Origin of the sequence: Natronococcus jeotgali DSM 18795 (genome assembly GCF_000337695.1) — an archaeon.
Taxonomy (GTDB): Archaea; Halobacteriota; Halobacteria; order Halobacteriales; family Natrialbaceae; genus Natronococcus; species Natronococcus jeotgali.
Genome location: NZ_AOIA01000105.1, coordinates 1 through 560 on the forward strand (window position 1 = coordinate 1; position 560 = coordinate 560).

A 560-nucleotide genomic window follows, 5' to 3' on the forward strand; every position below is an offset into this window, starting at 1 on the left:
ATGAACAGCGTCGCCGTGTAGATCTCGCCGTCGATCTTGAGGTGGTCGCCACCGTTTCCATCACCGATCCACGAACGCTCGACGACCTCTGGCGCCAGCAGCGAGATGTACTGCTCCTTGAGTTCCGCGTCGGTGAGCGCGATATCCGCAGTACCGGGTCCGTCCGTCGGGGAAACTGTCTCGACATCGGCAGGCTCCGCGGCCGTTCCGCCGTCGGTGGCTGCCTCCGTCTCGACGGTGGTCGACTCGCCCTCGCCGCCCGCCTCGGTCGGTTCGTCCGGAGCGGCCATCTGGTCGGCAACCGCGAGCTGGTTGTGTCGCTTCGAGAGCGTCGTTCGTGGGTCACGGTCAGCTTCGACGTCCAGGTGTGAGTACGTCAGATCATACTCCGGATCCGACGTTTCGCCAGTCTCGACGCCGTGGACGCCGCCGGACGAGTCGGGCGCCGGGATCGGCGTCTGGCGCACCAGTGACGAGTAGCTCTCGTGTGCGTACGCGTTGGCTGCCTGGTAGTGGTCCGCCGCGACCTGCGAAAGTTCCGAGCTCGGGATCGGGTGACC

Annotated in this window: 1 pseudogene; it reads right to left on the reverse strand. The window is 66.1% G+C overall.

The window, feature by feature from the left end:
- Positions 1-560, reverse strand: a pseudogene (locus C492_RS10960) (VirB4 family type IV secretion system protein); the annotation flags it as partial.